General features: G+C 70.7%; 16 protein-coding genes and 6 pseudogenes. 8 read left to right on the top strand and 14 right to left on the bottom strand.

Annotated features, from left to right (window positions below; genetic code table 11):
* Positions 1 to 371: 371 nt before the first annotated feature.
* Positions 372 to 1,247 (bottom strand): helix-turn-helix transcriptional regulator, encoded by an 876-nt coding sequence (locus ACZ58V_RS29010; RefSeq protein WP_354733761.1) that lies wholly within the window; start codon positions 1,245 to 1,247, stop codon positions 372 to 374.
* Positions 1,248 to 1,352: 105 nt separating this feature from the next.
* On the opposite strand from ACZ58V_RS29010, the gene ACZ58V_RS29005 reads away from it, so the two are divergent.
* Together ACZ58V_RS29005 and ACZ58V_RS29000 are read left to right on the top strand one after the other, a co-directional pair.
* A complete protein-coding gene (locus ACZ58V_RS29005) occupies positions 1,353 to 2,051 on the top strand; it encodes an SDR family NAD(P)-dependent oxidoreductase (protein ID WP_471293514.1) in 699 nt (232 codons plus the stop codon).
* 97 nt (positions 2,052 to 2,148) lie between these two features.
* Positions 2,149 to 2,478: pseudogene (locus ACZ58V_RS29000) on the top strand (transposase); the annotation flags it as partial.
* A 73-nt stretch (positions 2,479 to 2,551) separates the two neighbouring features.
* On the opposite strand, the gene ACZ58V_RS28995 reads toward ACZ58V_RS29000, so the two are convergent.
* Both ACZ58V_RS28995 and ACZ58V_RS28990 read right to left on the bottom strand, forming a co-directional pair.
* Positions 2,552 to 3,568 carry an NADPH:quinone oxidoreductase family protein gene (locus ACZ58V_RS28995; protein ID WP_359895814.1) on the bottom strand — a complete coding sequence of 339 codons (1,017 nt, stop codon included), beginning with the start codon at positions 3,566 to 3,568 and terminating at the stop codon, positions 2,552 to 2,554.
* Between the two features lie 46 nt (positions 3,569 to 3,614).
* Positions 3,615 to 3,980 (bottom strand): MerR family transcriptional regulator, encoded by a 366-nt coding sequence (locus tag ACZ58V_RS28990; RefSeq protein ID WP_189730077.1) that lies wholly within the window; start codon positions 3,978 to 3,980, stop codon positions 3,615 to 3,617.
* A gap of 353 nt (positions 3,981 to 4,333) precedes the next feature.
* Here ACZ58V_RS28990 and ACZ58V_RS28985 point away from each other — a divergent pair, with 353 nt between their 5' ends.
* Both ACZ58V_RS28985 and ACZ58V_RS28980 read left to right on the top strand, forming a co-directional pair.
* Positions 4,334 to 5,482, top strand: a complete 1,149-nt coding sequence (locus ACZ58V_RS28985; RefSeq protein WP_468191933.1) for a serine hydrolase domain-containing protein — start codon at positions 4,334 to 4,336, stop codon at positions 5,480 to 5,482.
* 153 nt (positions 5,483 to 5,635) lie between these two features.
* Positions 5,636 to 6,875: pseudogene (locus ACZ58V_RS28980) on the top strand (IS701 family transposase).
* A 24-nt stretch (positions 6,876 to 6,899) separates the two neighbouring features.
* Here ACZ58V_RS28980 and ACZ58V_RS28975 read toward each other — a convergent pair.
* Positions 6,900 to 7,160, bottom strand: a pseudogene (locus ACZ58V_RS28975) (ArsR family transcriptional regulator); the annotation flags it as partial.
* Between the two features lie 102 nt (positions 7,161 to 7,262).
* Positions 7,263 to 8,153, bottom strand: a complete 891-nt coding sequence (locus ACZ58V_RS28970) for an alpha/beta fold hydrolase (RefSeq protein ID WP_471293510.1) — start codon at positions 8,151 to 8,153, stop codon at positions 7,263 to 7,265.
* 87 nt (positions 8,154 to 8,240) lie between these two features.
* Between ACZ58V_RS28970 and ACZ58V_RS28965 the strand changes: the two genes are divergently transcribed.
* Both ACZ58V_RS28965 and ACZ58V_RS28960 read left to right on the top strand, forming a co-directional pair.
* A complete protein-coding gene (locus tag ACZ58V_RS28965) occupies positions 8,241 to 8,717 on the top strand; it encodes a MarR family winged helix-turn-helix transcriptional regulator (protein ID WP_471293508.1) in 477 nt (158 codons plus the stop codon).
* A gap of 57 nt (positions 8,718 to 8,774) precedes the next feature.
* The gene (locus tag ACZ58V_RS28960; RefSeq protein ID WP_471293812.1) at positions 8,775 to 9,059 is read left to right on the top strand and encodes a DUF4240 domain-containing protein; all 285 of its coding nucleotides are present in this window, start codon (positions 8,775 to 8,777) and stop codon (positions 9,057 to 9,059) included.
* Between the two features lie 482 nt (positions 9,060 to 9,541).
* Here ACZ58V_RS28960 and ACZ58V_RS28955 read toward each other — a convergent pair.
* The 8 genes and pseudogenes from ACZ58V_RS28955 to ACZ58V_RS28920 form a co-directional block, all read right to left on the bottom strand.
* Positions 9,542 to 9,769, bottom strand: a pseudogene (locus ACZ58V_RS28955) (RRQRL motif-containing zinc-binding protein); the annotation flags it as partial.
* A pseudogene (locus tag ACZ58V_RS28950) lies at positions 9,657 to 10,122 on the bottom strand (transposase); the annotation flags it as partial. The pseudogenes ACZ58V_RS28950 and ACZ58V_RS28955, both read right to left, overlap by 113 nt.
* Before the next feature lie 37 nt (positions 10,123 to 10,159).
* Positions 10,160 to 10,744 carry a GTP-binding protein gene (locus tag ACZ58V_RS28945; RefSeq protein ID WP_189721573.1) on the bottom strand — a complete coding sequence of 195 codons (585 nt, stop codon included), beginning with the start codon at positions 10,742 to 10,744 and terminating at the stop codon, positions 10,160 to 10,162.
* Positions 10,731 to 11,090: a DUF742 domain-containing protein gene (locus ACZ58V_RS28940; RefSeq protein ID WP_382496154.1), complete on the bottom strand. Its 360-nt coding sequence runs from the start codon at positions 11,088 to 11,090 to the stop codon at positions 10,731 to 10,733. Before ACZ58V_RS28940 ends, ACZ58V_RS28945 begins: the two co-directional genes overlap by 14 nt.
* Position 11,091: 1 nt before the next feature.
* Positions 11,092 to 11,523 carry a roadblock/LC7 domain-containing protein gene (locus ACZ58V_RS28935; RefSeq protein ID WP_020271575.1) on the bottom strand — a complete coding sequence of 144 codons (432 nt, stop codon included), beginning with the start codon at positions 11,521 to 11,523 and terminating at the stop codon, positions 11,092 to 11,094.
* Between the two features lie 14 nt (positions 11,524 to 11,537).
* The gene (locus tag ACZ58V_RS28930) at positions 11,538 to 14,258 is read right to left on the bottom strand and encodes a sensor histidine kinase (RefSeq protein ID WP_468191923.1); all 2,721 of its coding nucleotides are present in this window, start codon (positions 14,256 to 14,258) and stop codon (positions 11,538 to 11,540) included.
* A 191-nt stretch (positions 14,259 to 14,449) separates the two neighbouring features.
* Entirely contained in the window at positions 14,450 to 15,454 is a 1,005-nt protein-coding gene (locus tag ACZ58V_RS28925) for a substrate-binding domain-containing protein (RefSeq protein WP_468191920.1), read from the bottom strand.
* Between the two features lie 213 nt (positions 15,455 to 15,667).
* The gene (locus ACZ58V_RS28920; RefSeq protein WP_468191917.1) at positions 15,668 to 16,495 is read right to left on the bottom strand and encodes an SAM-dependent methyltransferase; all 828 of its coding nucleotides are present in this window, start codon (positions 16,493 to 16,495) and stop codon (positions 15,668 to 15,670) included.
* 165 nt (positions 16,496 to 16,660) lie between these two features.
* Here ACZ58V_RS28920 and ACZ58V_RS28915 point away from each other — a divergent pair, with 165 nt between their 5' ends.
* A complete protein-coding gene (locus ACZ58V_RS28915) occupies positions 16,661 to 17,008 on the top strand; it encodes an ArsR/SmtB family transcription factor (protein ID WP_215117855.1) in 348 nt (115 codons plus the stop codon).
* A pseudogene (mgtA, locus tag ACZ58V_RS28910) lies at positions 16,998 to 19,489 on the top strand (magnesium-translocating P-type ATPase). The gene ACZ58V_RS28915 and the pseudogene mgtA overlap by 11 nt, the downstream one beginning before the upstream one ends.
* Here the strand turns inward: mgtA and ACZ58V_RS28905 are convergent.
* Complete coding sequence (locus ACZ58V_RS28905) at positions 19,480 to 21,024, bottom strand: LCP family protein (protein ID WP_471293502.1); 1,545 nt, start codon at positions 21,022 to 21,024, stop codon at positions 19,480 to 19,482. The pseudogene mgtA and the gene ACZ58V_RS28905 overlap by 10 nt on opposite strands.
* Between the last annotated feature and the right edge of the window lie 10 nt (positions 21,025 to 21,034).

Genomic DNA, 21,034 nt, shown 5'->3' with positions numbered 1-21,034 from the left:
GTGCGGTGTCGTGTGCGAGGTCTGATGCGCTGGAGCGCATCAGGTGGTCGACGGGTCCGGAACGCAAAAGGCCCCCGGCCGCCCCTCAAGGCGGTTTCTAGGGATCGTCGCAACACATGATCGGTTAGGGCGCGTATCGAGTCGTGATCAATGAGTGGTCCGGGTGAGGTCATTGATCCAGATCATCGAGGCGCGCGGGTGGAGGCCAGCGAGGTAGCTGTCCGGGGGACTTGTCGTACCGGGTGGCGATGCCTCGCCATGCCTTGAGCTTGTTGATCAGGCGCTCGACCGTGTTCCTCTCCCGAGAGGTCGGCATCGTGGTGTGGCACTCGCCGCGCACATGAAGCCGGTCGATCGCTGCGTAGGTCGGATCAGTTGTGGGTGGTGGCCGGTGGGCCGGCGATGGCGGTGAGCCGGAGCTTGGTCTCGTCCTCGCTGCCGGGCACGGCGGTCATGATGACGATCTTGAGCTCGGAGTCGCCGTCGGCCAGGATGTCGCAGTCCACCGTGACCGGGCCCACTGACGGGTGGTCGATCGTCTTGTGATCCTCGCGGTGTGCGGCCACCTCTCCGCTCGCCCACAGCTCGGCGAACCTGCTGTTGCCCGCGTTCAGATCGCGGATCAGCGCGGCCAAGCGGTTGTCCTGGGGGAAGCGGCCGGTGGCGCGGCGCAGGTCGGAGACGACGGCGGCGTCGGTGGCGTCGCGGTCCGCCTCGGTCACCGGCCACAGCGCGAGGTGGGCGGGGCCGGCGTTCACCGGGAACCTGTCGCGGGCGAAGTTGCGCAGGCGCGGCGGCGAGGCGGAGGGGTCGCCCAGCAGGGCGGCCCATCCACGGTTCCACCACACCAGTTGCCAGTCCGCCGCGAACACGGCAACCGCCACGTCCCCGAGGCGGGTGAGCACCCGCTGCACGCCGGGCGGGAGATGGTCAGAGATCGCGCCGTCCACGGGCGGTACGAGCTGGGCCAGCCGGTACAGGTGGTCCCGCTCGGCGGTGGACAGTTGCAGGGCGCGCGCCAGGGACGCCACCACCGACGCGGAGGGTGTCGTGGCCCGCCCCTGTTCCAGGCGCACGACGTAGTCGACCGATACCCCGGCCAGGTCAGCCAGTTCTTCGCGCCGCAGCCCGGCCGCCCGGCGCCCGCGGGCCGCCGGCAGCCCGGCGGCCGATGGGGGCAGCCGGTCCCGCCACGTGCGGATCATCGCGCCCAGTCCGGTTCCGGGTGTCGTCGACATGATCTCCATCCTCCGGCATCCCCGATCGTGTGTGCGGGCGCGAGGGTGGTACTGGTCTTCCTACCGTCGAAGCGTCCCTGGCCCGCCTCCGTCGTCGGGGCCAGCATCGAACGCATGACGATCACCTTCATCACCGGAGCCAACAAGGGTCTCGGCCGCGAGACAGCCCGCCGCCTGATCGAGAGTGGGCACACCGTGCTCGTCGGAACTCGCAACCGCGAGCAGGGCGAGGAGGCCGCCGCCGCGCTCGGCGCACGCTACGTCCCCATCGACGTGACCGACGACGCGTCCGTGGCCGCCGCCGCCGCGAACGTCGCCGAACACGAGGGCAGGATCGACGTCCTGATCAACAACGCCGGTGTGCACGGCCCCCTCGGCGATCCCAGCGACCTCACCGCCGCCGACGCCCGCACCGTCCTCGACGTCAACGTCATCGGCGTCGTCCGCACCACCACCGCGTTCTTGCCGCTGCTGCGCCGCTCGGACGACCCTGTGATCGTCAACGTCAGCAGCGGCATGGGCTCCCTGGCCCTCACCCACGACCCCGCCCGGCCCGAGTCGCACGTTGTCGCGCCGCTGTACACCTCCTCGAAGGCGGCCCTGACGATGCTGACCACGCAGTACGCCAAGGGCCTCAAGGACATCCGCGTCAACGCCGCCGACCCCGGCTACACCGCGACCGACCTCAACGGTCACAACGGCCCTCAGACCGTCACCGAGGGCACGGACGCGATCGTCGCCCTCGCCACCGAGGAGCCCGGCGCCGGCACCGGACGCTTCCTCTCCCGCCACGGCGAGATCGCCTGGTCCTGAAACCGGCTTCCGTCCGGCGAGAGGAACCTTCCGCCGGTGCTTCTCGATCTGCGGGAGTCGCCCTCGCGGCGGGACCCGGACCGGTAGATGTTCTTGCGTGACGCGAGTGCAACTGACGGACCAGAATTGGGAGTTCATCGGGCCGTACCTGCCAATCGGCACGTACGGCCCGTACCCCGAGCGGCTGCGGCAGCAGTTCGAAGGCGTGATCTGGCGGTTCAAGACCGGCGGGCAGTGGCGGGAGATGCCCCAGGAGTTCGGCGCCTGGTCGACCGTCCACAACCGCTTCCGGCAGTGGCGTGACGCCGGCGTCTTCGAGGCCCTGCTGGAGGGTCTGATCGCGGTAGCCGCGAAGCGGGGGGAGGTGGACCTGTCCCTGGTCAGTATCGACTCCACCACCGCGCGCGCTCACCACGACCTGGGCGGTTCTGACAGCGCTGCACGAGCCGAAGTCTCCCTTCGGGGGGACAGCGGAGCATTCCGATGAAGCACAGGCGTTCCTAGCGCCAGGGATCGAGGGCGAACTTGCCCCAGGTCTGGCCCGCTTCGAGTTGCTGCAGCACTGCCGGCCCCTTGGCCAGGGGATGCACGTGGGGAGTACCGGGTGAGTACACGCCGTCGGCGATAAGGGCCTCGATCTCGACGAGCAACGACTGGTAGAGGGACGGGGCCGCGACCGCCAGTGCGCCGATGTGCAGACCCTTGACTTGGACCGGGTGGGTGAAGACCAGGTCGTGGGTGGTGAGGGTGGCGTCGCCGGAGGCGGCGCCGAACACGACGATGCGTCCGGTGAAGGGTTTGGCGACGGACAGGCTGGTCTTGAACGTGGCCTGTCCCACTGATTCCAGGACCAGATCGACACCGCCGGTCAGGCGGGTGATCTCCTCGGCCAGATCGGGGCGTCGACTGTCCAGGACCTCGTCGGCGCCGAGCTCTTTGACAGTGTGATGCTTCTCCGGTGAGGCCGTGGCGATCACGCGTGCACCGTAGTGGCGGGCGAGGCGGACGGCGGCCTGCCCGACGCCGCCGGCCGCGGCATGTATGAGGACTACCTCACCCGTCTTGATCTCGCCCAGCGGCTTCAGTGCCGCCAAGGCGGTGGCCCAGTTCAGCACCAGGCCGAGGGCTTCGGCATCACTCCAGCCGGACGGCACGGGAAGCACACCCGCGGCCGGCATCGTCATGTACTGCGCGAAGGCGCCCGGTCCGGCTCCCACTACATGGGTGCCGAGCTGTAGCGGAGTCTCGACGTCCGGGCCGACCGCCACGATCTCGCCGGCGGCCTCGAAGCCCGCCACGTAGGGAGCCTGTGGGCCTCCTCCGTAGGTGCCGTGAGTCTGCATGACATCGGCGAAGTTGACCCCGGCGGCCCCGACGCGGATCAGGTACTCGCCGGGCCCCGGGGTGGGGCGGCGGTGATCGGTCGTGAGAGCCAGGTCCTTCGGTCCCCGGTGCGAGTGCTGGACCAGTGCCCGTACGGTCTGCACGACGGTGTTCTGCTGCTTGTTGACCTCCATGCACCGAACGTAGGAGCCTGACACTTACGTCAAGGTCAAGCGGCCGTCAGAGATCAGTACGGCGGGCCTCTCGCAGGTAGGCGTCGAGTGCGGCCTGCTGATCGCTGAGAACGGCGATGCGGGCAGCGAGCCGATCGCGATGGCTCTGCACCTCGTGGAGGAACTCCTCGCACACCACATCGGTGCTGGCACCGAATCCGTCGGTGAGGCTGGGCAGGACTTCCTTGATCAGCCGCACGGGCAGCCCGGACTCCAGCAGCGAGCGGATGACGAGCACCCGGTCGATGGTGGACTGGCAGTAGTCACGGAACCCGTTGCTGAAACGGCCAGGGACGATCAAGCCCTCGTCCTCGTAGTGCCGCAACGATCGCGCACTCACGCCGCTGACTCTGGAAGCCTCGCTGATCTTCATACATGCAGCCAACGTCCAAGAGCACCGCAATCTTCCAACACGCGCTGCGACGAGTTGAAGACCTGCTCAGGCGTCAACAACCTCATGTCCCGCAACACCTAGTACTCCAGCCGTAGATCGTGATCTTGCCGGTCGAGGCCGGCCGGGGGAGCCTCAGCATCGTTAAGGGGGTAACCCCCCGGCACCGCCCTGAGGACAGCGCATCGGTACGTCAGGGGGAAAGCCGGATGGGGCGATCCCCCCTCCGCTGGTGGGATGGTCGTCGACCGCCGGCTTCGGGGGCGACACAGTCGCGGGCCACAGCCTGAGCGGTCCCTGAACTCGCGCGCAACCTGAACAGAGAAGGGGTCGTCATGCATGGGTTAAGAAGGCGTCGGCGAGGCACGCTCGTCCTGACCAGCCTGGCTACAGCCGTCCTCGCCGCATCGACCGCGCCCACGGCGGCGGCGAAGCCGCGGCCGGCCGATCCGCTCCAACGGCAGGTGGATGCGATCCACGACACCGGGGCGGTCGGTGTGCACGCGGAGGTGACGTCACTGGACGCACGCGACAGCGCGTACGCCGGGACGGCCGCGATGAACACAAGGAGGCCGATGCCGCGGGACGGCAGGTTCCGGATCGGCAGTGCCACCAAGACCTTCACCGCCACGGTTGTGCTGCAACTCGTCGGCGAGGGGCGAATGTCCCTGGAAGACACCGTCGAGCAGTGGCTGCCGGGAGTGGTCCGGGGCAACGGCAACGACGGCAGCCAGATCACCGTGCGGCAGCTGCTGCAGCACACCAGTGGCATCCCTGATGTCGGGCCGGAGATATCCGCGTTGAAAAGCGCGGACGGCTATCGGGCCGAGCGGTTCCGCACGTACACCCCCGAGGAGTTGGTGGGTCTGGCGATGCGGCACCCTGCCAAGTTCTCCCCGGGCCATGGCTGGTCGTACTCCAACACCAACTACATTCTCGCCGCGATGATCATCCACAAGGTCACCGGCCGGAGTTGGGCACGGGAGGTGAAGGACCGGATCATCCGCCCGCTGGGCCTGAGGGACACCAGTACGCCCGGCGCCTTCCCGTTCATCCTGGGCCCGCACGCCCAGGGCTACGCCGCGTTCGGCACCGACACCGGCATCGACGTCACAGAGCTCAATTCGAGTATGGCCGTCGGCTCCGGCTCGATCATCAGCACCGCGCACGACCTGAACCGGTTCTACGCCGCGCTGCTCGGCGGCCGTCTGCTAGCTCCGGCGCAGCTCGACGAGATGACAACCACCAAGCTCGCGCCCGAGCTGGGCGTGAGGTATGGACTCGGTCTGGCCGAGATCCCGTTGCCCTGTGGCGGCAGCTACTTCGGCCACAGGGGCGAACTCCTCGGCTATGTCACCTGGGGCGGCGCCACCCGAGACGGGACCCGGACCGCCGTGGTGTACGTCACCAGTGACGGCGGCCAGGACACCCAGCAGGCCATGACCGCACTCGTGCGTCAGGAACTGTGCCGGACCCGTTCTTAGTACTCCAGCCGTAGACATTGATCTTGCTGGTGGACCGACTGCGGGAAGGTCGCGGCCACCGCTGATCATCGGTGTGTGAAGACTGAAGATCATGCGGTGACCGCAGGTCACAGCGTAGACCCTGCTCGCTGGCAGGAGGCGTTCGAGGCCCTGATGGGCCGGATAGCGGGCCGGTTCGCGCGGGTTGAGCCCCGGCGCCGAGTGAGGGACTTGGTGCTGGGGCTGCTGTCGGACCTGCCGCGCAAGAACTGCTGGTCGATCGCCGAGTGGGCCGGGGAGGCGAGTCCGGAGGGCATGCAGCACCTGCTCGGCCGGGCCCGGTGGGATGCTGACCGCGTGCGTGATGACGTGCGTGAGTACGTACTGGAGCATCTGTACGACGAGGATGCGGTGCTGGTGGTCGACGAGACCGGGGACGTGAAGAAGGGCACGCACACCGTCGCCGTCCAGCGCCAGTACACCGGAACCGCCGGGAGGATCGAGAACGCGCACGTCGCCGTCTACCTCGTCTACGCGGGAGGGCGCGGGCCACGCGGCGGTGGACCGTGAGCTGTACATCCCGCGCTCCTGGACTGCGGATCCGGACCGCTGCCGGGCCGCCGGGCTGGGCGAGGAGACCGTCTTCGCGACCAAGCCGGAACTGGCCGCCCGCATGATCGGCCGGTTCCTGGATGCGGGGCACCGCGTGGGCTGGGTCGCAGGCGACGAAGTCTACGGCGGCAACCCGAAGCTGCGGTCCGCACTGGAAGAGCGCAAGGTCGGCTACGTGCTCGCCGTCGCCTGCTCGGCTGTAGTCACCACAGGTGCGGGGAAGTTCCGCGCGGACGCCCTGGCCGCGAAGGTGCCGAAGCGGGCCTGGCAGAAGCTGTCGGCAGGGGCCGGCGCTAAAGAGCCACCGCTTCTACGACTGGGCCGTCATCGACCTGGCCGGAGCGCGGCCCGGCAGCCATCAGCTGCTGATCCGCCGCAACCGCACCACCGGTGAACTCGCCTACTACCGCTGCTTCCCGCCCGCCCCAGTGCCCCTGGCCACCCTGGTGCGCGTCGCCGGATCAAGATGGCGGGTGGAAGGGACCTTCCAGTCAGGAAAGGGCTTGGCCGGACTGGACGAGCACCAACTCCGCCGCTTCACCTCGTGGTCTCGCTGGGTCACCCTGGCCATGCTCGCCCATGCCTCCTCGCCGTCGTGCGCGCCGACGAACACACTCGCCATCCCGTCCCGGACGGGCTGATCCCGCTCACCTGCAACGAGATCCAGCGACTGTTCACGATGCTCGTCGCCCACCATGTGCACGACGTGGCCCACCGGCTCGGTTGGTCAGACTGGCGACGCCGTCACCAGGACCGAGCCCGCGCCAGCCATTACCGGAGACAAGCCGCGAATCAGACATGAAGATCACGATCTACGGCTGGAGTATTAGCCGTCGATTGTGGCCGAAGCTGTCGGCACCACCCTTACACCGGCTTCCCGCAGGGCTACACAGGTCGCGTCGTTTTCGGCTGCATTGGTGACGATCACGTCCAGGTCCTCGGGACCGCAGATCTTCACCATGCCGGTTCCGGGAAACTTGGTCTTGTCAGCCAAGAGCACCACCTTGTCGCTGGCGGCGATCATGGCGCGGCGGGCGGGCACCTCGGCCACTGTGGTGTCCATGACCTGCCCCCCAGGCCGGAGGCCGCAAGCACGAATCCGGGAGGCAACGGCGCTGCCCCGGCTCGAGGCCGCGTCAGCGGCAGGCCGGAGAGGGCACGGAGGGTGGCGGTGCAGGGACTCGGCCGTTCAGCGGCTCCGGTCGACGCGGTCGACGAAGTCGCCGACCGCGGTGGCGAAGGCGGCGGGCGCCTCCTGCGCGACGAAATGCCCGACGTCCGGGATCGTGACCGCGGTGACGTCGCCGGCGACCTGGCGCATCGTCCGCTCGGTGAAGGGGGCGTTGATGCCGTCGACGGCGAGCACGGGAACGGTCAGCGGCCGCGACTCGGCCAGTGCCCGCATCCGGTCGCCGCCGGTCAGGGAGGAACGGTAGAGCCCCTCGGTGCCGCGCCAGCCGCCCGGCCGCGCGTAGGTGCGGGCGAACTCGTCGAGGTCGGCCTCGGTGACCCCGCCCGGCACCATCGTCATCACCGAGACGGCCCAGTCGAGCATCACTCGCTCGCGGCCGGCCAGGAACAGCTCCGGAATTCCCGGGGCGGCCAGGAATCCCACGTGCCAGGAGCCGCCGTTCCTCACGTCGGCCAGCATCTCCCAGCCGTACCCCGGAAGGGTGGTCTCGACGCCGGTGAAGCTGAGGACGTCGCCGGGGTGCGTGGCCGCGAACGCGAAGACCGGCCCGCCGCTGATGTCCTGGCAGGTCACGTGCACGGGCCCGACGCCGAGGTGGGCGACCAGCCGGTGCAGGTCCTCCGCCATGGTGGCCAAGTCGTGGTCGCCGTCGGGGATGCCGGAGTCGCCGAAGCCGCGCAGGTCGACGGTGAACACCCGGTGGGTGGCGGCGAGCAGCGGGATGACGTCGCGGAAGGCCCACCATGACTCCGGCCACCCGTGCACCAGCAGGATCGGGGAGCCGGTGTCGCCCGCCGAGACGTAGTGCAACGTGGTGCCGTTGACCTCGGCGGTGTGGTGCGTGACGCCCGCCACGGCGGGCGAGGCGGTCACGAAAGAGCTGGTCATGCGGTGACTCCCAAGGTAGACAATCAGGTTGTCTTTAGTGTTGGTCAACCTGGTTGTCCAGGTCAAGGGGAGATCTAGACTGTGGTCATGTCCTCACGATCCGGCGCCGATCTCGCCCTGCTGCTCCTGGGCAGTTATCGCAATCTGGTGGACGAAGTGGTCCGGGAGCTGGCGACCCGGGGATACCCCGACGCCCGGCCGTCGCACGAGTACGCGATCCGGGCCATCCGAGCCGGCTCCGACAGCGCCTCGGACTTGGCCCGCAGACTCGCCATCACCAAGCAGGCCGCGGCGAAGACGATCGCCGCGCTCGTCGAACGCGGGTACGTCACCACCGAGACCGACCCCGCCGACAGCCGCCGCAAGAACATCCGGATCACCGATCACGGGATCGGGCTGATCACCGAGAGCACGGCGATCTTCGACGAGGTGCGGGCCCGCTGGGAAGTGCGTCTGGGCGCCGCCGAACTCGGCGAGCTGGAAACGCAGCTCGCCCAATTCGTCGGCGACTCGCCCATCAACCTCGACGCTCCGGGCTGGGCGGCGGGACAGGAACTGCGCTAGCGGTCAGCCGAGGGTCGTGGTCGGCCGGTCGGCGCCGCTTTCGGGGCCGCCGGAGACATCGCCCAGGGCCGCACCACCTTCGAACAGGTCATCAACGACCCGGACAGCCTGGCTGACCTCCCCGCCATCCAACTGGCCGCCGCCGAGGGCAGAGACCTCGATGGCGAGGCAATCCTCACCATCGTCTGGAACGCCTACCAGAGCGCCACCGGCAACGAACCACCCCGCGACACCTTCACGATCCGCTACCCCGACCTCGACCCCGAGTGGAACTTCGACTTCGACGACCACGAACGCATCGCCGCCCGACTGCCCCGCATCGCCGCCGTGTACCCAGCTTGACCCATCGGGCAACGATCACCATCTACAGAGAAGCAGGGCAGGTCAGGACCTCTCGGAAACACCCCTACGTGTCTCTCGTCGGTGACGCCTGCGATGTTCACGACGAATGCTGTTGTACCGAGGGCAGACGCTGGGGAACCCGCGCACCGAGGCCGACGCACGGCCGCAGCTGGGAAACCAGGGATGGCATCGGGCCCGCGACGGCCACGACATACGCCCCGCTTGCTGGATGAAGGGACGACGACGAGGGCTGGCCTTCACGCAAGTCCCGCCCGAGTTCGGGTCACCGAGCGCTCAGAAATTGCGAACTCAGGCGCTTTCCCAGGCGGGTATATCGGCGAGTCAACGAGCAGGGAGGTCGCATACGCCCACGCCACCGGCAAGCCGATCTCGTTCACCGATCCCTCTGGCCTGTAGACGCTTCGTGGTACGCGCGGGCAACGAGTCTCGGTCGGCCTTGGAGCGGGCTGAGCGCGGTCTGTCGTCTGCCGGGCGGCCATCGCCTTGTCGAGCGCGAGCTCCTTGGCGAGGGTCATGGGCCGTACGGGTTTGGCCAGGTCCACGCGCTAGAGGTAGGCGAACCGCTGACCGAGTCGGCAGGTGATCAGGGCAACGGGCTCCTGCCCGCCGGGGCGTAAGCGCATGGCGCGCAGCTGTCGGCGGGTCGCGAGCCCCTGGGGTGCCCTCTTCCACCGGAACTCGGAAACCAGCAGGCCGCCCCCTTTTGAGTGCTCCGGCAGCGTGCTGGTGGGCCCGGACGACCGTGGAGTCCACCGGCACCGTCCAGTCGATGTCATCGTCGGCGTCCGCCGCAGCCAGGACGGCGGCGAGGATCAACTCCCAGGTGCCGTCGACGGCCCATCTGATCAGCCGCTTGTGAGCGGTCTGGAATGAGCCGAGCTCGTCGGGAGGTCCCGCCAGGGCGAGTTGGTGCGGTACTTCCACGCAATGGCCTCGAGCGTGCGGCGGTGGTCGGCCCACTGCCGTACGCGACTGGATCGGCCGGCATCAGCGGCTCGATCCGGTCCCACATCACATCACTGATCACTGATCGGATGGACACATCCGATCAACTGACCAACCCGTCAAAGAGGCACGCGCTAGGCCTGGACAGCCGACGCGATCAACTGGTCGATCAGGGCGATCAGCACGTCCCGGCACGACTCCCGGTCCCGCGCGTCGCACAGCAGCACCCGCACATGCTCCGGCACCGCGAGCGCGTCCCGGATGTCCTCGGGCGGATACGGGTGCTTGCCGTGGAAGCCGTTGACCCCGACGACGAACGGGATCTCCCGGCGTTCGAAGAAGTCGATCGCGGCGAAGCTGGACTCGGGTCTGCGGACGTCGACCAGGACCACGGCGCCGAGCGCGCCGAGCGCCAGGTCGTTCCACATGAACCAGAACCGCTGCTGCCCCGGCGTACCGAACAGGTACAGCACCAGTTCCCGGCTGATGGTGATTCTGCCGAAGTCCAGGGCCACGGTGGTGGCCCGCTTCTCCTCGATGCCGTCGAGATCGTCGATGCCCAGACCGGCCATGGTCAGGGGTTCCTCGGTGCGCAGCGGTGCGATCTCGCTGACCGACCCGACCATGGTGGTCTTGCCCACGCCGAAGCCCCCGGCGATGAGGATCTTGACCGTGTCGGGTGCCGAGGACGCGTCTGTGACGGGGTCAGAGCCGGCCAAGGCCGTCCCTCACTTTCTGCAGCAGGTCCAGGTCCGGAGTGGTTCGGGAAACGAGGCGCGGCGGGCGGACGGTGATCCGGCCCGCCTCCAGCAGGTCGCAGAGCAGGATGACGACCACGCTCACCGGCAGGTCCAGCCGGGCGGCCAGCTCCGCCACGGCGACCGGCTCGGCACAGAGCCGGAGGATCCGGGTGTGCTCGGGCTGGCACCGTGGCGCGGTGGCCGGTGCCGGATCGACCGCGGTCACCGTCGCGATGAGCGTGAAGTCGGCACGGCTGGGCCGCGTCCGGCCACCGGTCAGGGCGAACGGTCGTACGAGCCGGCCCGCCGAGTCGCCTTCGCCCACCTCACACGCCTGGGTCGACGACGGGTCCGGCCATGCCCCGCGGTGCCGCGCTGAGGTGCTCGCCGATCTTCTTCACCAGCATGTTCATCTGGTACGCCACCACACCGACGTCCGCGCCCGGGCCGGTCAGCACGACCAGATGGGCGCCGGGGCCGGCGGAGGTCAGGATCAGATAGCTGTTGGCCATCTCGATGAGCGCCTGGCGCACCGGACCACCCCGGAAGTCCATGCTGACGCCCTTGCTCAGGCTCATCAGACCGGACGCGGTCGCCGCGAGCCGCTCGGCGTCGTCGCGCAGGAACCCGGTGGACTTGCTGACCACCAGGCCGTCCTCGGAGAGCACCACGGCCTGGTTCACGTCGGCGACCCGCTCCACGAGTCCGGTCAGCAGCTGGTCGAGCTGGGTGTGCGTGGCGGGGATGGGGCGTGTCATTGCGGAGTCCTTCGTCAGCGGTCGGCGGGCGGAGTCGAGGGGACGGCGTCGGCGGCGGCCTGCCGGGGTGGTGCGGCCGGGTCCTCGTCACGGGCCCGGAGCGTGCCGCGCTGGAAGCCGGCCAGAGAGGAGGCGGCGGCTTCCGCTGTGAAGTCGTCGAGGGAGCCGTCGTCGCCGTCGGGCGCGGACTCTTCGCGCAGTTGCTCGACCAGGCTGGTCTGCGGCACGCGACGGGGGAGCGGGGCGAGACCGTCCCCGCGGGGGCTCCGAGCGGCGGATGCCGTCCGGGCCCCGGCGAGCGCCCGCGGCTCACGCCCGGAACGGCCGTCGCCGACACCGCCGGTGGCACTCTCGGCCCCGGCGCCGCCGCCACTGCCGCTGGTGCCGGAGACACTCTCGGCGACCGCGGCAGGCTCGCGGCCCACCGAGTCCCGCCCGGTGCCCGAGCGTTGTCCGTCTGCCGGGCTTCGGCCGTCTGCCGACTTCTGCCCGCTGCCCGAGTGTCGTTGGTCTGCCGAGTTCTGCTCGTGGTCCGAGCCTTCGCCGTCCGTCGCGTCCTGCCCGTCTGCCGAGCTTCGGCCGTCGTCCGAGCCTCGCTCGTTCGCCGAGCCCTGCCCGTCGCCCGAGCCGCGTTCGTCGTCCAGGGTTTCTTCGGCCACCGGGCTCCGCCCGTCCGCCGGGCCTTCGCCGTCCTTCGGCCTGCCGGCGGCCGGGACGCCCGTGCCCCGAGGGCCGCCGAGGGCCGTCAGGCTGTGCGTGCCGTTCAGGGGCTTGGCGTTGCGGGTGCCGGGTGTGCCGGTGGAGGGGGTCTCCCGGACCACGATGTCGTGCGGTATCAGCACGATCGCCGTGGTCCCGCCGTACGGCGACGAACGCAGGGTGACGGCGATGCCGTGCCGGTGGGCCAGCTGGGCTATCACGAACATGCCGAGACGCAGGTCGTCGGCGAGCGCGACCACGTCGAACTGCGGGGGCACCGCGAGCTGTTCGTTGAAGGACGCGTAGTCCTCCTCCGACATGCCGAGGCCGCGGTCCTCGACCTCGACGGCGAGCCCCTTGGCGACCATCCCGGCCCGCACCGTGACGGGGCTCGGGGCGGGGGAGTACGCGGTCGCGTTGTCGATGAGCTCGGCCAGCAGATGGATGACGTCGGCGACCGCGGGCGGGGCGACGTAGACCTCCTCCTCGGTGTGCACCTCCACCCGCTGGTACTCGGCGACCTCGCCGACCGCGCTGCGCAGGATGTCCATCAGCGCGACGGGCTCGGTCCAGCTGCGGCCCGGCCGTTCGCCGCTGACGATGACGAGGTTCTCCTCGTAGCGGCGCAACTGGCTGGCCGTGGAGTCCAGTTCGTACAGGCCCTTGAGGATGTCGGGGTCGCTGTGCTCGCGCTCCAGCGCGTCGAGCTTGCTCAGCTGGAGGTTGACCAGGTTCTGGCTCTGCCGGGCGATGCCCAGGATGACCTTCTGGAAGCCGCGCCGGGTGTCGGCGAGTTCGACCGCGGTGTGCACGGCCGTGCGCTGGGCGGTGTTGAACGCCTGGGCCACCTGGCCGAGTTCGTCGTGCCCGTAGTCCAGCGGGGTCGTAGCCGACTCCGGTTCGACCGTCTCGCCCCGCTCCAGCCGGGCCACCACGTCCGGCAGCCGCTCCTTCGCCAGGCTGAGCGTGGCCAGGCGCAGACCGCGAAGCCGCCGGGACAGCGAGCGGGTGATCCGCCAGGACATGCCGACGCACAGCAGCAGCGCGAGCAGCCCGCCGGCGCTCAGGGACGCCGCCTTGATCAGCGTCCCGTCCGCCTTGTCGGCGCTGCGCTCCAGCAGTCCCGTCGTCTGCTGCTCGATGAGACTCGCGTAGTGCGCCGACAGCTTGTCCATGGCGGCGTTCCACCGCTTCTGCGCGTCCGGCAGGGCGATCCGGTCCGCGTCGGTGCCGGAGTTCCGGGCCGCCAGCACCTGGTCCTCGATCGACTCCAGCGTCTTCCACTCGGGGCTCGCCAGGATCCGCTCGGTCTGTGCCTTGGCTTCGCCGGTCAGCTGGGGCACGACCTGGTCCTGGACCAGCCAGCGCCGGGTGTTCACGAGTTCCGCGTACTGCACCCACGCCTTGTCGTCCAGATGCCCCGACGGCCAGGCAAGGGTCAGCTGCGCGTCCTCCCGGGAGACCAGCTCCGCCGCGTGCTCCAGCGCGACCAGCGGGCCGGCCTGCGAGGTGAGGTCGCCGTCGTCGACCTGGGAGAGCTCCTGGAAGGCGTGGATCTGGTCGTCGATGATCGAGGAGTACTGGTCCAGCGCCTGCTGGGGGGTGATATCGGTGGGGTCGTCCACCTGGTCCCGGTAGTACTCGAGGCTCCCCACCGAGCCCAGCACCGAGTACAGCCGGTCGGAGACGCGGGAGGGCGCCTTCTCGATCGCGTCCGCCTGCCCGACCAGCTTCGCGACCGCCTTGTCGGTCTCCTCGCGCTGCGCGTCGAGGGCGGTCCGGGAGCCGTGCGGGGAGGCCAGCCAGGCGGCCGACAGGCTGCGCTCCCGCTGCAGCGCGAGCGTCGCGTCGGTGCCCATGGCGCCGGTCGACCGGCTCAGCTCCGTCTGGTCCCGCAGCCGCAGGCCCTCCGAGAACATCTGGATCGTCGTCACGCCCCACATCGCGGCGAGGGTGACGCTGGGCACCAGGGCCAGCAGCCACAGGGAGAGGCGAATGGAACCGAGACGGCGCCGGGCACCTGTCCGTCGAGACATCGTCGTCCTAGGGCGATCAGCGGGGAGCGAGGAACGGGGAAGCGGAACGGTCGGGGAGGCTGGGGGACGGGCGCGGGGGTGAGAGCGTGCCGGGAGCGGCACATGGGATGCGCAGGATGTTATCCGTACAAGTGGGCGTGCGAACCGGGCCTGACCGAATCTTTGGCGACACCGTCACAGGAAGGGTCCGGTCACCGGGTCCCGGCGGCGGCGAACCGTGCCACAGCGGACACGTTCGACCTGGTCACGAACGCGGGCCCGGTGAGCACCGGAGCCGTCCCGCCGCCGCTGACGTTGCCGTTGGTGTGGTACAGCCACAAGGCGTCCACCGCGAGGTAGCCCTGCAGATACGGCTGCTGGTCCACGGCGAACTGCACATCGCCGCCCTGGACCGCCTTGACCAGATCCTTGTTGAGGTCGAAGGTGGCCACCTCGGCTCTGCTGCCGGACTGCTCGACGGCCTTGACCGCGCTGAGCCCGTACTGGGCGCCCAGGGTGACGACCTCGTCGATGCTCGAGTCCTGCCGCAGCCGGGACGCGATCGTGGCGGTCACCGCGTTCATGTCGGCGCCGTCCACGTACAGGTTGTCGGTGTCGCCGCGGAACGTCTTCCTCACTCCGGCGCAGCGGGCCTCCAGCGCGACGTTGCCCCGCTCGTGCACCACGCACAGGGCGTGCTTGGCCTTGACCTCGTCCAGCTTGTCGCCGACAGCCCGGCCCGCGAGCGACTCGTTCTGGCCGAAGTACTCCAGGAGTCCCGTCGGCCGCCAGGCGTCGATGCCGGAGTTGAGCCCGACGACGGGGATGCCGGCGGCCTTGGCCTGGGCGACCGGGCCGCGCATCGCCGCCGGCTTGGCCAGCGTCACGGCGATGCCGTCGACCTTGTCGCGGACCGCTTCCCGTACCAGCTCGGCCTGCGCGGCCGGGTCGGAGTCGCCGGCGTACGTGAGGTCGATGCCGTCCTTGGCGGCCGCCGTCTCCGCGCCTGAGCGCACCAGGTCCCAGAAGGCGTCGCCCTTGCCGCCGTGGGTGACGAGGGCGACCTTCATCCCGCCGCCCGACGCGTCTGCCGTATCCGCCCCGTCGTCGGCCACGCCGAGGACGGAGCAGCCGGACACCAGCAGACACGCGGCGGAGGCCAGGGCCACGGTTCGGGAGAGTCTCACGGTGGTGGGCTGCGGGGGAGGAGTGTTCATGGGGGGTGGACCTCGCTGTGCGGCCGAGCAAGAGCAGGGTGAGAGCACAGCGGGGCCGTGAACGTGCACGACCCGATGACTCTCTCTGGCCCGGAGCCAACCGTGTGTGACCACCGGTCGTCAAGTGAGCGGCCACAAGCCGTGAGTTCATGCTGCCGCATCGTGATGATCCGTCCGACGGGCCGAACGGCGAGGTCAGGGCCCCTTCCCCGGCTACGGTTTGCGCGCCACCGCCCCGTACATCGCGATGTCCTCGTCCCGGATCTCGACACCGTTCTCGACGCCGTCGCTTTCCGTACCGTCCGTGCGGTTCGGGCGCCACTTGTGGACCTGCGCGATGCCGGGCTCCACCAGGTCGAGACCTTCGAAGAACTCCGCCGCCTCGGGGAGGGTGCGAAGCCGCATCGGCATGCCGCGCGCGGCGTACTCCCGGGCCACCCGGCCGACCTCGTCGGGGGCGAAGTCGGCGGTGCCGACGGACATCGCGAGGCAGCTGCCGGGCGGCAGCGGGTCGAGGAGCCGGCGGACGATGCCGACGGCGTCGTGCTCGTCCAGCATGAAGTGCACGATCGCGATGACGGTCAGCGCGACCGGCTCCGACAGGTCGAGGGTCTCCCGGAAGCCGGGTGCGCCGAGGATGGCCGCCGGGTCGCGCATGTCCGCCTCGACGTAGGCCGTCCTGCCCTCGGGCGTGCCGGACAGCAGGCCCTGGGAGAGGGAGAGGACGAGCGGGTCGTTGTCGACGTAGACGACCCGCGCCTCCGGGGCCGCGGCCTGGGCGATCTCGTGCAGGTTGGGCGGGGTCGGGATGCCGGTGCCGATGTCGAGGAACTGGCGTATCCCCGCCTCGGCGGCGAGATACCGCACGGCTCGGTGCATGAAGTCGCGGTTGGCCCGCATGTGGACCGGCAGGGCGGGCCACTCGCGGCACATGGCGTCGCCCGCCTCCCGGTCGGCGGGGTAGTTGTCGTCGCCGCCGAGGATGTAGTCGTAGATCCGCGCGGAGTGCGCGCTCTCGGTGTCCATACGGTGCTCCGGCATCCGGGCCTCCCAGTACGCAACTCGCCTGTCACCGGCCACAGTTGGACCGTTGCGCGCGATTCCATCACTCCTGGCCCCGCGAGGGAAGAAACGGCTTGCGGGGTGGGTGCCGCGGGCCGCCTAAACTTGGTGCGGCTCGCGGGACGACGGAAAGGGGCGGTGACGGTGGCGGCAGCCGGCAGTGGCTTCGAGGACCCGTCCGCCGACGTGCTCGCCCAGGCGGCCGCGGCCTTCGGGCTGCTGGCCTCGCCCGCCCGGCTGCACATCGTCTGGGCGCTGGCCCAGGGCGAGAGCGACGTGACCGGGCTCGCGGAGCGGGTCGGCGGCGCGCTGCCCGCCGTCAGCCAGCACCTCACCAAGCTGAAGCTGGCCGGCCTCGTCCGCTCCCGCCGTGAGGGCCGCCGGCAGGTGTACTACGTCGACGACCCCGACATCGTCGACGTCGTACGGCTCCTGGTGGACCGGCTCACCGACCGCGCCGCACCGGCGCGCCGTCGGCTCCATGGCCTCTGAGACCGCCGAGGGCACCACCCTGGAGGTGCTGCGGCGGCTGGAGTCGGGGCCCCGAGGGCTGACCGAGGCCGAGGCCGCGTCGAGGCTGATCACCTCCGGCGAGAACACGCTGCCGGAGGGACGCACACCCTCCTGGCCCCTGAGGGCCGTGCGCGCCCTGCGCGACCCCTTCACCGCCGTCCTGCTCTGCCTCGGCCTGGTGTCCGTCGCCATAGCGTCCTGGGGTACCGGGGTGGTCATCCTCGCTCTTGTCGTCGTGAGCTGCGTGCTGCGCGCGACCGGGGAACACCGGGCCGACCGGTCCATGTCCGCCCTGCGCGACCTGGTCGCCGGCACGGCCGCGGTGCTGCGCCGCACCGACGGCCGGGAGCCGCCGGAGTCCCGGGAGGTCCCGGTCGCCGAACTGGTCCCCGGCGACGTGATCCGCCTCGGCCCGGGAGACCTGGTCCCGGCGGACGTACGTCTGCTGCGGGCGCGGGGGCTCACGGTGCACGAGGCGGCCCTCACCGGGGAATCGGCGCCGGTGGACAAGAGCACCGCGGACGGGACGGGCGAGTCCCTCCTGTGTTTCCAGGGCAGCACCGTCGCCTCGGGCACCGCCACGGCCGTCGTGGTCGCCACCGGCACCGGGACACGGTTCGCCGCCGCGCACCGGCAGCCCGCCGCGCGCCGGGAGGGCGGGGCCTTCGACCGGTCCGTGCACGGGATCTCCTGGGTGCTGATCCGGTTCATGCTGCTGACCCCGCCCCTGGTGCTGATGGCCAACGCGGCGCTGCGCGGACGCGGTCTGGAGACACTGCCCTTCGCCGTCGCGGTCGCCGTCGGTCTGACGCCCGAGATGCTGCCGGTGATCGTCACCACCTGCCTGGCCCGGGGCGCCGCCCTCCTGGCCCGCACGCACGGCGTCATCGTCAAACGGCTCCCGCGCTGCACGACCTGGGCGCCGTCGACGTGCTGTGCGTCGACAAGACCGGCACGCTCACCCAGGACCGTCCGGTCGTCGAACGGTCCCTCGACCCGGCCGGCCACGACGACCCGGTGGTGCTGCACTGGGCCGCCGTCGGCGCCTGGTGGACCCTCCAGCTCGCCGAACTGCCCGCCCCCGACGCCCTCGACGAGGCCCTGCTGGAGGCGGCCGGGCCGGTGGGCGAGGAGTACGACGGGGTGGACGCCGTGCCGTTCGACCCGGTACGGCGGATCTCGACGGCGGTGGTACGCGGCTCCCTCGGACGGCACACCGTCGTCGTCACCGGTGCCGTCGAGGCCGTACTGGAGCGCTGTGCGACGGAACCCGGCGAGCGCGACCGGCTGCTGGCGCTCGCCGCCCGGGAGGCTGACACCGGGCTGCGGGTGCTGGCCCTCGCCACGGCCGACCGCCCCGCCGCCGCGAGCCCCCCGACCGACCCCCGGGGCCTGGCCTTCCGGGGCCTGGTGACCTTCCGGGACGCCCTCGCCCCGACCGCCGCCGAGGCCCTGCGCGGCCTGGCCGACCGCGGCGTCACCGTCAAGGTCCTCACCGGCGACCACCCGGCCACGGCGGCCCGGGCCTGCCGGGAACTGGGCCTGGATCCCGGGCGGGTACGGACCGCCGCGCACCTGGCCGACGCCGAAGCCGCCGGGGCGACCGTGGTCGCCCGCTGCACCCCTCAGGACAAGGCCCGCCTCGTCGCCGCCCTGCGCGCCGCCGGGCACACCGTCGGATTCCTCGGCGACGGTGTGAACGACGTGGCCGCGCTGCGTGCCGCCGACGTCTCTCTCGCGCCCCGCTCCGCCGTCGGCGTGGCCCGGGAGAGCGCCGATGTCGTCCTCGCCGAGAAGGACCTCACGGCGATCGGCCACGCGATCACGGCGGGCCGGCACGCGAGCGGCAACATCGCCTCGTACCTGCGTGTCACGCTCTCCTCCAACCTGGGCAACGTCGTCGCCATGCTCGCCGCGGGCCTGCTCCTGCCCTTCCTGCCGATGCTCCCGGCCCAGGTGCTCGCGCAGAACCTGTGCTTCGACGCGGCCCAGCTCGCCTTCGCCCACGACCGTCCCGGCGCGGCGGCACTGCGCGGCCCGGCCGTGCTGCGGCCACGTTCCTTCCTGAGGTTCGTCACCGGCTTCGGCCTGCTCAACGCGCTCGCCGACCTCGCCACCTTCGCCGTTCTCGCCCTCGCGCTCGACGGGCCCGACGCCGTGGACGACGAGGCCGTGTTCCACTCCGCCTGGTTCACCGAGAACCTGCTCACGCAGGCCCTGGTGATGCTGCTCCTGCGCAGCGGCCGGCGCGTCGAGGGGAGCAGGGGGCCCGGCCCGGTCGGCCTGGCGGCGGCCGGCCTCGCCGTCGTCGGCCTGCTGTTGCCGCCGAGTCCCCTAGGAGGCGCCCTCGGTATGACGGCCCTGCCCGCCGCGTACTACCTGCTGCCGGCCGTGGTGCTCGGCCTGTACGCCCTGGCCCTGACGGCGGCCAGGGCCAGGCTCCGACGGCGTCAGCCGTAGCTGAGGTTCGAGCAGGGATTGTCGTCCGCCGAACGAGCTCCGTCGGCGACCTCGGACGGTACGGCGGTCGGAGCCGGGGCGGCGGACGCCGCCGCTGGGTCGTCGGCATACGACTGGCCCAGCACGACGTTGATCCCGCTGCCGGTCACCGACCGGAGCTCGGCGCCGGGGAAGGCCGCCGCGACGGTCCGGGCCCGGTCCTCGAGCCCCGGGCCGTACTCGACCAGTGTGGTCGTGTGGTCCTGGGCGGACGCCGTCGCCGTACCCGTGACGGTGAAGCCGTCCGCGGTGAGGGCTTCGGCGGCGCGGGCGGCCAGACCGGGGACGGCGGTGCCGTTGTAGACGGCGACGTCGATGCCGTCACCGGAGACCGGCGCGGGGGACGAGGAGGCGGAGGGAGACGCGGCCGGGGCGGGGGAACCCGACGCTCCGGTCTGCTTTCCGCCGGCGTCCTGGCCGTCGATCGTGCGGTCGGCCTTGAGCGCGGCCCACAGGGCGTCGGTGTCCGGCTGCACGATCGCCACCCGGGAACCCTCGTAGCGCCAGGGCAGGGTGATGAACTTCGTGTTGTGCAGGTCGATGTCCTTCAGGGACATCGCGAAGGAGATCAGCTTGCCGGCGGAGCCGAGGCCGGGGTCGACGGTCAGCGACTCGGTGGCGGCGTCGGCCAGCGGCAACAGCCGCGTCGGGGTGAGGCCCTTGCTCTTCACCTCCTTCAGCAGACTGGCCACGAACGCCTGCTGCCGCTTGATCCGGCCGATGTCGCTGCCGTCGCCTATGCCGTGCCGGATCCGGACGTAGTCCAGCGCCCGCTGTCCCGACACGCTCTGCTCGCCCTTGTGGAACAGCAGTTTGCCGGGGGCGGTGAGGTGCGGGTCGAGGTCGTTCTCGTACACGTCCTGCGGCAGGCACACCCGCACCCCGCCCACCACCTCCGTCAGCCGTGCGAAGCCCTTGAAGTCGACGACGACGGTGTGGTCGACGCGCAGCCCGGTGAGCTGTTCGACCGTGTTCTGGGTGCAGGCGGGGTTGCCCTCGGCGGTCTGGCCGACCGAGTACGCGGCGTTGAACATCGTGTCCGGCCGTGCCTTCGTCCAGCTGCCGTCGGGCAGTTCGCAGGACGGGACGGTGACCAGGGTGTCGCGGGGGATGGAGACGGCGAGCGCGTGCCGGTGGTCGGCGTAGACGTGCAGCAGGAACGCGGTGTCGGAGCGGCCCACGTCGTCCTTGTCGCCGCCGCCCAGCGCGCTGTTGCCGCCGGTACGGGTGTCGGACCCGATGACCAGGATGTTCTCGCCCTTCGACGAGCCGGCCCCGGGGCGGTTGTCGGAGAGGCCGCCGGAGTCGAAGGTGCTGATGTCGCCGTCCAGCTTCAGATACAGCCAGCCGGCACCCCCCGCGGCGAACACGACCAGGGCCAGGCAGACCAGGAGGGCGGCGCGTCGGCCGAGGCGGCGACCGCGCCGCCGCCTCTGGTTCCGGGGCGCGGCCCGGTGCCGCGGTGGCTCTGTCCTCCGAATACTGCTGACCGTCATCGGCGTTCGC

Source organism: Streptomyces sp. NPDC040589, assembly GCF_055594445.1.
This window is presented reverse-complemented; position numbering and strand designations above follow the sequence as displayed.

Excerpts from the sequence above, each read along its gene's own strand:
- ACZ58V_RS28905 (WP_471293502.1), bottom strand. The coding sequence starts at position 21,024 with ATGACGGTCAGCAGTATTCGGAGGACAGAGCCACCGCGGCACCGGGCC.
- ACZ58V_RS28930 (WP_468191923.1), bottom strand. The coding sequence starts at position 14,258 with ATGTCTCGACGGACAGGTGCCCGGCGCCGTCTCGGTTCCATTCGCCTC.
- ACZ58V_RS29010 (WP_354733761.1), bottom strand. The coding sequence starts at position 1,247 with ATGGAGATCATGTCGACGACACCCGGAACCGGACTGGGCGCGATGATC.
- ACZ58V_RS28995 (WP_359895814.1), bottom strand. The coding sequence starts at position 3,568 with ATGGAGGTCAACAAGCAGCAGAACACCGTCGTGCAGACCGTACGGGCA.
- ACZ58V_RS28925 (WP_468191920.1), bottom strand. The coding sequence starts at position 15,454 with ATGAACACTCCTCCCCCGCAGCCCACCACCGTGAGACTCTCCCGAACC.
- ACZ58V_RS28920 (WP_468191917.1), bottom strand. The coding sequence starts at position 16,495 with ATGCCGGAGCACCGTATGGACACCGAGAGCGCGCACTCCGCGCGGATC.
- ACZ58V_RS29005 (WP_471293514.1), top strand. The coding sequence starts at position 1,353 with ATGACGATCACCTTCATCACCGGAGCCAACAAGGGTCTCGGCCGCGAG.
- ACZ58V_RS28965 (WP_471293508.1), top strand. The coding sequence starts at position 8,241 with ATGTCCTCACGATCCGGCGCCGATCTCGCCCTGCTGCTCCTGGGCAGT.
- ACZ58V_RS28935 (WP_020271575.1), bottom strand. The coding sequence starts at position 11,523 with ATGACACGCCCCATCCCCGCCACGCACACCCAGCTCGACCAGCTGCTG.
- ACZ58V_RS28985 (WP_468191933.1), top strand. The coding sequence starts at position 4,334 with ATGCATGGGTTAAGAAGGCGTCGGCGAGGCACGCTCGTCCTGACCAGC.
- ACZ58V_RS28970 (WP_471293510.1), bottom strand. The coding sequence starts at position 8,153 with ATGACCAGCTCTTTCGTGACCGCCTCGCCCGCCGTGGCGGGCGTCACG.
- ACZ58V_RS28990 (WP_189730077.1), bottom strand. The coding sequence starts at position 3,980 with ATGAAGATCAGCGAGGCTTCCAGAGTCAGCGGCGTGAGTGCGCGATCG.